The 8,403-nt window shown below is 62.4% G+C and carries 13 protein-coding genes; 6 read left to right on the forward strand and 7 right to left on the reverse strand.

All coding sequences use genetic code 11. The annotated features are described in order from the left end of the window. Window positions 1–189 precede the first annotated feature (189 nt). From AC0L2X_RS23115 to AC0L2X_RS23125, 3 genes are read right to left on the reverse strand one after another with little or no spacing between them, the layout of a single operon-like run. Complete coding sequence (locus AC0L2X_RS23115; protein WP_352490958.1) at window positions 190–372, reverse strand: DUF3606 domain-containing protein; 183 nt, start codon at window positions 370–372, stop codon at window positions 190–192. Window positions 373–383: 11 nt separating this feature from the next. Continuing rightward, window positions 384–692, reverse strand: coding sequence for a hypothetical protein (locus AC0L2X_RS23120; RefSeq protein ID WP_352661393.1), 309 nt, complete (start codon window positions 690–692; stop codon window positions 384–386). Beyond that, the gene (locus AC0L2X_RS23125; RefSeq protein WP_473560393.1) at window positions 689–1,075 is read right to left on the reverse strand and encodes a hypothetical protein; all 387 of its coding nucleotides are present in this window, start codon (window positions 1,073–1,075) and stop codon (window positions 689–691) included. The genes AC0L2X_RS23120 and AC0L2X_RS23125 overlap by 4 nt, the downstream gene beginning before the upstream one ends. Here AC0L2X_RS23125 and AC0L2X_RS23130 point away from each other — a divergent pair. Together AC0L2X_RS23130 and AC0L2X_RS23135 are read left to right on the forward strand one after the other, a co-directional pair. Then, a complete protein-coding gene (locus AC0L2X_RS23130) occupies window positions 1,074–1,235 on the forward strand; it encodes a hypothetical protein (protein WP_473600400.1) in 162 nt (53 codons plus the stop codon). The two genes, AC0L2X_RS23125 and AC0L2X_RS23130, sit on opposite strands and share 2 nt — an antisense overlap. Window positions 1,236–1,357: 122 nt before the next feature. After that, window positions 1,358–2,317 carry a prohibitin family protein gene (locus AC0L2X_RS23135; protein ID WP_473560396.1) on the forward strand — a complete coding sequence of 320 codons (960 nt, stop codon included), beginning with the start codon at window positions 1,358–1,360 and terminating at the stop codon, window positions 2,315–2,317. 63 nt (window positions 2,318–2,380) lie between these two features. On the opposite strand, the gene AC0L2X_RS23140 is transcribed toward AC0L2X_RS23135, so the two are convergent. Next, complete coding sequence (locus AC0L2X_RS23140) at window positions 2,381–2,947, reverse strand: RBBP9/YdeN family alpha/beta hydrolase (RefSeq protein ID WP_473560398.1); 567 nt, start codon at window positions 2,945–2,947, stop codon at window positions 2,381–2,383. Between the two features lie 111 nt (window positions 2,948–3,058). Here AC0L2X_RS23140 and AC0L2X_RS23145 point away from each other — a divergent pair, with 111 nt between their 5' ends. After that, window positions 3,059–3,532, forward strand: coding sequence for an Lrp/AsnC family transcriptional regulator (locus AC0L2X_RS23145; RefSeq protein ID WP_352490963.1), 474 nt, complete (start codon window positions 3,059–3,061; stop codon window positions 3,530–3,532). A 5-nt stretch (window positions 3,533–3,537) separates the two neighbouring features. On the opposite strand, the gene AC0L2X_RS23150 is transcribed toward AC0L2X_RS23145, so the two are convergent. Beyond that, on the reverse strand, window positions 3,538–4,014 hold the full coding sequence (locus AC0L2X_RS23150; protein ID WP_473560401.1) for an Lrp/AsnC family transcriptional regulator: 477 nt from the start codon (window positions 4,012–4,014) through the stop codon (window positions 3,538–3,540). A 157-nt stretch (window positions 4,015–4,171) separates the two neighbouring features. Here AC0L2X_RS23150 and AC0L2X_RS23155 point away from each other — a divergent pair, with 157 nt between their 5' ends. From AC0L2X_RS23155 to AC0L2X_RS23165, 3 genes are all read left to right on the forward strand, one after another. Next, complete coding sequence (locus AC0L2X_RS23155) at window positions 4,172–4,924, forward strand: tryptophan 2,3-dioxygenase family protein (protein WP_473560402.1); 753 nt, start codon at window positions 4,172–4,174, stop codon at window positions 4,922–4,924. A gap of 360 nt (window positions 4,925–5,284) precedes the next feature. After that, complete coding sequence (locus AC0L2X_RS23160) at window positions 5,285–5,716, forward strand: DoxX family protein (protein WP_254819626.1); 432 nt, start codon at window positions 5,285–5,287, stop codon at window positions 5,714–5,716. A gap of 299 nt (window positions 5,717–6,015) precedes the next feature. Then, window positions 6,016–6,369 (forward strand): hypothetical protein, encoded by a 354-nt coding sequence (locus AC0L2X_RS23165; protein WP_352490967.1) that lies wholly within the window; start codon window positions 6,016–6,018, stop codon window positions 6,367–6,369. Window positions 6,370–6,421: 52 nt separating this feature from the next. Here the strand turns inward: AC0L2X_RS23165 and AC0L2X_RS23170 are convergent, their stop codons facing one another. Continuing rightward, entirely contained in the window at window positions 6,422–6,727 is a 306-nt protein-coding gene (locus tag AC0L2X_RS23170; RefSeq protein ID WP_023675713.1) for a hypothetical protein, read from the reverse strand. A gap of 639 nt (window positions 6,728–7,366) precedes the next feature. Then, on the reverse strand, window positions 7,367–8,194 hold the full coding sequence (locus AC0L2X_RS23175) for a class I SAM-dependent methyltransferase (protein ID WP_473560404.1): 828 nt from the start codon (window positions 8,192–8,194) through the stop codon (window positions 7,367–7,369). Window positions 8,195–8,403: the final 209 nt, after the last annotated feature.

Below are 8,403 nucleotides of genomic sequence, written 5' to 3' on the forward strand. Positions count from 1 at the left end.
TACAGTGTCGAGGTAAATGAGTTGTTGCGCCGCGAGAGTATTCCGCGGCTGTCAAAACCAGGCGTTGAATCCCGCAGCCGCGACGCGCGAGCAGCGGCCCGCACCGGGCCGATGGTGCCGATACGCTCGACAAGGCGGCAGGGGCAGGGACGCTTCTGGCGTGAACGGAGGCCGCCGCCAAAATTTGGATCAGGCGTTGCGGCTGGCCATATGGGCGTCGAGCTTCCTCCTCGAGGGGCCGTAACGCTTGATGATGGTTGCGGCCTCGCTTTGCGGTATGCCGTATTTGCGGGCAAAAGCAGCGACCTCGTAAGGCTCTTCGCTGGAGACCAGTTTGCGATCCTGCTTGGTCTTGGATTTGTCGTCGGCCATGGCGTCCTCCATCACATCTGGTCGTTATAGGGCTCCTTGGTCCGGCCGACCATCCTGGCCAGTTCGGCAAAGGACGGTACGCCGGTTTCACCCTGGGCATTGTTGGCCGCCTGCAGCAGCCTGAGCGGAAAGCAGACGGCGTCGCGGTTGGATGGCGACATGTCTTCATAGAGACGCTCGTCGCTGGTCATCGCCGCCTCGGCCCGGCGCAACGCGATGTCGACCTCGTCGACCGATAATAGGCCCTTGTGGACCAGCGCGTTGTTGACGGCCGCGATCGCCATCATCAGTCCTTCGAGCTGGAGATTGGCGACGTTCATCGTCTTGCGTCCTTGCCGGACTTCTTGGCGGTGGCCTTGTCGTCTGGCCGGATCGCTGCGCGGGGCGGGTTCTGGCCCTCCGAATGCCGGGTCTTGTCGTCGAAATCGTCAGCCGGCCTGGTCAATCCCATGCCGCCGGGCGGTGGCTTGTTGCCGGCCGCATCCTGCGAGAATTCGTCGGCAGCGTCGGGGCTCGTCTTTGCCGGATATTTCCTCGCTCCGGTCTCGTAGCGGTTCGGGTCGTCGGCCATGTCCTGTGCTCCGGTTGCAATGAGCAGATAACTTTCATGCGGCAGCAGCGGTTCCGTGGCGAAATCGACCTTGCCGGTGCGCAAGCCTTCGCAATCTGTCGGGTTTAGTGCATTCTTGTGCATGCCAACCATGCTTCGCTCCGACGCGCCGGCAAAATGCTGCTCCTACTGCGGCGGGCGCGACCACGACTACGAGGATTGCCCGAAGCGCAAAAGCGATGCCGAACGGCAGAAGGAGACGCCAGGCAACGCGCACCTGCCCGCTGCCGCGACTGCAGGGGAAATCCGCTAGCCAGCCTGAACCACCCCGCCGGTCCGGCCGGCCGGCGCGAAGGTCCTTCCGTATCCGGAGGATTGCAATGCCGCCACTATTGTGGGCAAAAGCAGCACGGGCAATCAGGTTGGGGTGGGGCAATGACCGAAACGCAAGGCAGTTCAAGCCGTCCGCAGGGCAAGCCGGGGGCGGCATCGGGGTCGATCGGTTCCGGCCTGATCGCACTCGTCATCGTAGCGCTCGGCGTCTTTGCGCTGTTTGGGTCCTGGTATACGATCGACCAGGGCGACCGCGGCGTGCTCTTGACCAACGGAGCGCTGAGTTCGGTCGTCGATCCCGGACTGCATTTCAAGCTGCCGTGGCTGCAGCGCGTCGAGAAGATCAGCCTGCGCCAGCAGGTGCTCAAATGGGGCTGCGAGAACCAGAACGATTGCAGCGGCCTGCCGGCCATGCAGGCCTATTCGCGCGACCAGCAGCCGGCCGACATGCGCGTCACCGTCAACTTCCACGTGCCGGCCGCCGAAGTCAGCAACGTCTACACCAATTACGGGTCGATCGAGGCACTGGCCGACCGTGTCATTGCCAGGAAAGCACCGCAGGAGATCAAGACGGTGTTCGGCCAGTACGACGCGGTGTCGGTGATCCAGAACCGGGCGAAGTTCAACAAGGATGTCGCCGAGGCCATCGCGGCGGTAACCGACGGCCCGGTGATGATCGACAGCGTGCAGGTCGAGAACATCGATTTCTCCGACGCCTACGAGCAGGCGGTCGAAGCCAGAATGACGGCGCAGGTCGAGGTGCAGAAGCAGGAACAGAACCTGCAGCAGGAAAAGATCAAGGCCGACATCGCCGTCACCCAGGCCAAGGGCCGCGCCGACAGCGTCAAGGCCGAAGCCGAGGCCAGCGCCTACAAGACCAGGGTCGAAGGCGATGCGACCGCGGAAGCCATCAAAGCCCGCGCCGCGGCACTTGCCAACAATCCGCTGCTGGTCGAACTGACCAAAGCCGAGAAGTGGGACGGGGAGTTGCCGAAGTCGATGATCCCGGGTTCGACAGTGCCGTTCCTCGAACTCAGCACGCCCGCCGCAGCAGCGAACTGAGGCGCGGCGTCGCGGCGCACAAACCAGGTCAGGGCGGCGGCGCGGTAGCCGTTCCCGGTGCGGTCACGGCTGAAGCACGGCGCCTTGGGCGATTGCTTGCGTTTTCCTGAGAAAAGCCGCCAGCAGTTCCGTTCCCGCCGGCCAGTCGCCGAGACCGCTGTCGCCATTGATGTGGCCAAGCGGCCCGGCGATATGGAGATCGCTGCCCCAGCGCTCGGAGTTCGCCCTGACATAGTCCAGCGAGCCGTAGGGATCGTTGGTGCTGGCGACAATCAGCGACGGAAAGCGAAGCCGTTGCTGCGGCGCGTCGGCGAAGGCCAGGGCGGAGGAGGGGAAGGCCGGCGACGCCGGGTCCGGAACCGCGACCAGCAACGCGCCGCTGATCTCGCGGGTGGAGATCCGCTGCCAGTGTACGACGAGCAGACAGCCGAGGCTATGGGCGACGAGCACGGGTGGTGTCTTTGCCAGGCCTACAGCGGTGTCCAGCGCAGCCACCCAGTCGTCGAAATCCGGCGCGTCCCAACTCGCCGGGTTGAACCGACGCATCGCCGGGTTTGCCTGCTGCCAATGCGTCTGCCAATGGGCTTTGCCCGATCCGCCGATGCCCGGCACAATGATGAAGTCGGTCATGCGAAGCCCTTCTTTCCTGATGCGGCGCGTGCAATTCTAGGTCTTCTCCCGGGCGGCGGAATGAGAGGTCATCGGAAAGCAGCGAAGAAATCCGATGGATTAAAGGCGATCATGCGAAACAGCGATTATCGGCCAAGGCTCGATCCCACCGATCTGGCGATCATCGAGATCATGCAGGAGGACGGCCGCATCGGCATCTCCGAGCTTGGCCGCCGCGTCGGCCTGTCCCAGCCCGCCACCTCGGAACGGGTGAAGCGGCTGGAGGAGCGCGGCGTCATCACCGGCTACAAGGCGGTGATCAATTCGGCAGCGCTCGGGCTCGGCACCATGGCGGTCATCCGCCTGCGCACCACGCATGTGCATATCCAGGCCTGCCTGAAGAAGTTCGCCCAATTGCCGGAGGTGGTCGAGGTGCTGCGGGTGACCGGCGAGGACTGTTTTCTGGTCAAGGTCGTGGTCCCGTCACCGCCCGATCTTGAAAGCATCGTCGACAGCATCGGCCACTACGGCACGGTGACGACAAATGTGGTTCTGCGCGCCGAGCAACCGAAGCGGCTGGGACGCGAATTGATGACCAGGGCCTGACCGGTCTATCGCTTGGTCTGCGTATGCCCGACGGCATTGGCGAACGAGATGCCGCCCTTGATCTCGCGCATCGCCATCGAGGTGATCGTGCGCCGCACGCCGGGCAGCCGGCTGAGCTCCTCGCGCAGCATCCTGTCGAGCGCCATCATGTCGACGGTGACGATCTGCAGGAGATAATCGGCCTCGCCTGTCGTGGCGTGGCAGCGGCGGATCAGCGGATGCTTTTTGACCGCCGCCTCGAAGGCGTCCGACAGTTCGAAATCGATCGACACCTGGATGAAGGCTTCGATGCCGAAGCCGAGCTTGGCCGGGTCGATCAGGGTCGAGTAGCCGCGGATGACGCCGGCGTCCTCCAGCGTCTTGACCCGCTTCCAGCACGGCGTCTTGCTCAAGCCGACCTCATCGGCGAGCGCGGCAAAGGAGATGCGGGCCTCGCGTTCGAGCGCCGCGACGATCTTCCGGTCGACCGCATCCAGCATCATTCGTTCTTCCAATCTGCTTCAGAGACAACTTTCGTCCTTCGTTTCCTGCCAATCGAATAACAGAAAGGGACAATGTTCGGCAAGAAAGCGATTAGACTCAAGCGACCGGGATCCAACAAGCGCCTGCGGCCCGGCGGCCGCGGCAAGGAGCATGGCCATGGATAAGCAGGACTATTATGCCCGCATCGAAAAGCCTGAGATGCGCGACTATGGCGTCTACCTCAAATGCGACAGCCTGCTTGCCTGCCAGAAGCCGCTGGCCGAGATGGTGAATGCCGACGAGCTGCAGTTCCAGATCGTTCACCAGGTCGAGGAGCTGTGGATGAAGCTCATCGCCTACACGCTGGTCGATGTCGTCGATTTCCTGGAAAGGCAGGACACGCATCGCATCGTCACGCTGATGGCGCGCGTGCACCGGCTGATGCGGCTGATGACGGCGCAGCTCGACCTGCTCGAAACCATGTCGCCGAAGGAGTACCAGCAGATCCGGCTGCAGCTCGGCAATGGCAGCGGCCAGGAATCACCGGGCTTCAAGCAGCTGCTGCGCCTGCCGCCCGATCTGTGGCGAGCCTTCAAGACGTCCTACCTCGACGGCCGCGGCCTCTCGGTCGAGGACGTCTACGATGCCGGCTACGATCACGGCGACAGCTATGTCGTGGCCGAAGCGCTGGTCGAGTTCGACGAGCTGTTCCAGAAATTCCGTGCCAACCACCTCTACCTCATCCACCGCACGATCGGCCTCGGCGCGAAATCGCTGAAAGGCCGGCCGGTCGAATTGCTGGAGGCCGGCGCCCGCCACCGCTTCTTCCCGGAACTCTGGGACATACGCTGGGCGATGACCGACCGCTGGGGCAGCCAGTATGGAACGGTGCGGGAGCCGATCAGCCAGCCAGGGGCCAAGGTGAGGTAGTCCTGAACCTGGTTGCTCGCCCCAATAGAGGCGGGCAATCGCATACGGGGGTCCCCCTCATCCGGCCGCTTCGCGGCCACCTTCTCGCCGCTGGGGAGAAGAGCCTGGCACCAACGCAGGCGACCTCCTCTCCTCTCGGGGAGAGGTCGGATTGCCCCGAATTGCCCTTCGCAATTCGGTTGGCAATCCGGGTGAGGGCACTTGCCCATATGCGCCCTGCCTCCACTGGGCGAGGAACCCAATCCTGCAAGGCCTCCTCGCCCCGCGCTTGTATCTCTCAGGTTTTTCGGGGGATGATGTCGGGCTTGCGGCCGGTGGTGCGTCCTTGGGGCACAACCACGTAACTCTTGGGAGGACATCATGACCTTGGAAACCGCTCAATCAACCGTCCAGTCGCCGTGGCAGACCGCGGCAATCCTTATCGCCCGCCTGATCTTCGCTGCCGTCTTCCTGATGGCCGTCATCTTCAAATTCGTCGATATCGGCGCCACCGCCGGCTATATCGCGGCGGCCGGGTTTCCATTCCCGCTGTTCCTGGCCTGGTGCGCAGCCCTGCTCGAGGTCGTCCTCGTCCTATGCTTCCTGACCGGCGCCTTCTTCTCCTGGGCAGCACTCGTCGCAGGCGCCTATGTGCTGTTCCTGGGCTTCGCCTTCCACGGGCCGTCGCACTGGGCCGGCAACCAGGCGGAGTTCGGCTTCTTCGTCGATCACTTCACCTTCCTGGCCGGGCTGCTGTTCGCCGCCGTGCACGGGCCGGGCCGCGTCCTGGCGCTGAGGCTTGGCAGGGGGTGATCCGGAATTTTGGATCCGGCGTTCCGCAAAGGCGCTCAGAAGGGTGGCTGCGACAATGGCGGTCGGGTCTATGACCGCGACCAGGGCCAGATCGGCAGCACGATCCGCATCAGCATCGTCGTGACGATCGAGAGCGGCCGGGTACCGTCATTCCGGCCATCCGCAGGTCGAGCGCAATAAAAGCGACAGCTAAAGTACGAGCGTTCGAGGTTTATGCTTTTAGTAGATGCGCCTGCATTCCCCTCTGTACTTCCAACTTTCCGCGGGCTAAGCAAGACACGGGTCTTGAGGGGGAATTCATGAACATCGCCACGCGTTTTGCTGCCGCCATGATCGGCGCGTCACTGCTTGCCGGCTGCACAACGTTGACCGAAGGCGAATTCAACACGATGCATGCCACGCTTGAAGGCAGCCCTGTCACCAAGCGCACGGCGATCAACGAATGCATTGCACGCGAGAGGTCCACCCCGCTCGCCGAAAGAAAGACTTTCGCGGCGTTCATGAATGTCAGTGTCGCCAAGCACGATAGCGCATTCTGTAATCGGCTCTATAATGCCGTTGCAAATGGCAGGCTAACTTATGCGGACTACCGCAGGCTGTCCTCACCGACCGCCGACAACAGCAAGGTGATCAAGATCCTGCAGGGGCGCTAGCCTGCCGGCCTGGCGCGTCGTTCCGATAGCGGCGGCAGTTCTGATCGCTGCGTCACATCTGGTCGTTGTAAGGTTCCTTGATCTGGCCGACCATGCGCGCCAGTTTCGAGAAGGACGGCATGTCCGTCTCCGGCTGACATTGATTGGCCAACTCCAGCAGTCGGATCGGGAAGTTGACGGCATCGCGGCTCGACGCCGACATGCCCTCGGACCTTTCCTCGTTGGTCTCGCTGGCTTCGGCCTTGCGCAAGGCGATGTCTATCTCCTCGACGGAGAGCACGCCCTTGCGGACCAGGACCTGATTGATCGATGCGATGGCCATAAGCAGGCCTTCGAGTTGCAGATTGGCGACGTTCATGGCTTTGCTCCCATTGGCTAGGGTTCAAACGCGCCAATGCCTGTTCTGATCCGGACGGCGCCGTCTCGTCGGACTTCCCGGTGTGCTTCGCCAACCACCTTCCGATGCGGCAAGGAACGGGTCTTCGTGCTTTTTGCGAGTCATAACGTATTTTGTTCTTGCTTTGTGCCGGCAGCTATGCTACTGACTTGGGTATGGTGCTAATTGGCTCCAACGACCCGCCCGCTGAGGCGGGTTTTTTGTTTCAGGCTTCCTTTTAGATCAAACGTTACGTGAGCTGCCTTCCGTGAAGTCGGCGGGACAGCGCCCCCCTCTGTCCTGCCGGACATCTCCCCCTCTAGTGGGGAGATTGGCTGTCATTGCCGCTTTCGCCAATTTTGTAGGTGCAAAAAGGCGCTGCCGCCAAAGCTGCCGATCTCCCCCCTCGTGGGGGAGATGTCCGGCAGGACAGAGGGGGCGCGAAGGAACACCACCTTGGCGACCGTCTTTTGAGCACAACCTCGCGGCGGGCAAAGGAAATCGCATTTTTTTGCCGCCGCGCCACATTTTGTTCTTGCTTTGTGCCGGCAGCTATGCTACTAATTTGGGTATGGTGCCAATTGGCTCCAACGACCCGCCCGCCGAGGCGGGTTTTTTGTTTCAGGCCGGTTTGGAGACGATCACGGCGAGTGAGGCTAGCTTTCCGTCACTCAGGCTTCGGATGTAGTTGCGGCGGCGCTGCAGGAATTCCGTGCCCATGACGACTTCATTTGCCTGCTGCTGGGCCGGCGAGGGCACGATGCCGGAATTGGCTCTCTTCAGCGCCAGCTCAACATGTTCGCCGGTTTCGTCGACGATTTCGTCGATGCGAAATCCGGCATCGACAAACAGGGTTTTCAAGGTTTCCCGATCGGCGAGGTGACTGGTCGCGGGTGAAACCGCCCAGGGCACGGGATAGTATGGCTCGCCACCCGCGAGCACGGCTTCGGTCCAGATCAGCCTGCCTCGCGGTTTCAGCACGCGCCGGGCCTCGTCGATGACCGCGGCCTTATTCTCGATGTTCATGCCGACATAGAAGCAGATCGCCGCATCGAAGGTGCTGTCGTCAAAAGGCAGTTTCGTCGCGTCGGCCTGATGGAAGCGAACCTTGTCTGCCAGTCCGCTGAGTGCGGTCAGTCGGCTCGACGCGGCGACAAAGGCTAGAGTCAGGTCGATGCCGTCGACCTCGCAGCCATAGGTCGAGGCCAGAAACCTTGCCGGCCCGCCAATGCCGCTGCCGATATCCAGGATTCGATCTGTCGGCGAAGGGGCAAGACGGGCCGCATGCTCCTGCGTGGCGATCAGTTCGCGGCCATGGAACTGATCGAACGGATAGAGTTGCGCGGCCGCGAGTTTGCCGGCCGGGTCGGCGTCCGGGATCGCGGCCAATATGCGATCGACGATGTCGTCGCTGCCCTCGCTGCCGTAGTGACTGGTGACATTGCCCATGACGCGTTCCCCTCAAGCGCAATCACCATCCCATCAACGCAAGTCTCACGCAATGGCCCACCTTTTTCGCCCCTCCTTCCAGCCGTTCACCGATGAGGGTGCGAGGCCGTCAGTGCATTTTTTTCCGCCGGTGCCACATTTTGTTCTTGCTTTGTGCCGGCAGCTATGCTACTAATCTGGGTATGGTGCTAATTGGCTCCAACGACCCG

The organism is Mesorhizobium sp. WSM4828, assembly GCF_055811175.1.

Excerpts from the sequence above, each read along its gene's own strand:
- AC0L2X_RS23175 (WP_473560404.1), bottom strand. The coding sequence starts at position 8,194 with ATGGGCAATGTCACCAGTCACTACGGCAGCGAGGGCAGCGACGACATC.
- AC0L2X_RS23160 (WP_254819626.1), top strand. The coding sequence starts at position 5,285 with ATGACCTTGGAAACCGCTCAATCAACCGTCCAGTCGCCGTGGCAGACC.
- AC0L2X_RS23120 (WP_352661393.1), bottom strand. The coding sequence starts at position 692 with ATGAACGTCGCCAATCTCCAGCTCGAAGGACTGATGATGGCGATCGCG.
- AC0L2X_RS23115 (WP_352490958.1), bottom strand. The coding sequence starts at position 372 with ATGGCCGACGACAAATCCAAGACCAAGCAGGATCGCAAACTGGTCTCC.
- AC0L2X_RS23165 (WP_352490967.1), top strand. The coding sequence starts at position 6,016 with ATGAACATCGCCACGCGTTTTGCTGCCGCCATGATCGGCGCGTCACTG.
- AC0L2X_RS23140 (WP_473560398.1), bottom strand. The coding sequence starts at position 2,947 with ATGACCGACTTCATCATTGTGCCGGGCATCGGCGGATCGGGCAAAGCC.
- AC0L2X_RS23130 (WP_473600400.1), top strand. The coding sequence starts at position 1,074 with ATGCTTCGCTCCGACGCGCCGGCAAAATGCTGCTCCTACTGCGGCGGG.
- AC0L2X_RS23125 (WP_473560393.1), bottom strand. The coding sequence starts at position 1,075 with ATGGTTGGCATGCACAAGAATGCACTAAACCCGACAGATTGCGAAGGC.
- AC0L2X_RS23150 (WP_473560401.1), bottom strand. The coding sequence starts at position 4,014 with ATGATGCTGGATGCGGTCGACCGGAAGATCGTCGCGGCGCTCGAACGC.
- AC0L2X_RS23135 (WP_473560396.1), top strand. The coding sequence starts at position 1,358 with ATGACCGAAACGCAAGGCAGTTCAAGCCGTCCGCAGGGCAAGCCGGGG.
- AC0L2X_RS23145 (WP_352490963.1), top strand. The coding sequence starts at position 3,059 with ATGCGAAACAGCGATTATCGGCCAAGGCTCGATCCCACCGATCTGGCG.
- AC0L2X_RS23155 (WP_473560402.1), top strand. The coding sequence starts at position 4,172 with ATGGATAAGCAGGACTATTATGCCCGCATCGAAAAGCCTGAGATGCGC.
- AC0L2X_RS23170 (WP_023675713.1), bottom strand. The coding sequence starts at position 6,727 with ATGAACGTCGCCAATCTGCAACTCGAAGGCCTGCTTATGGCCATCGCA.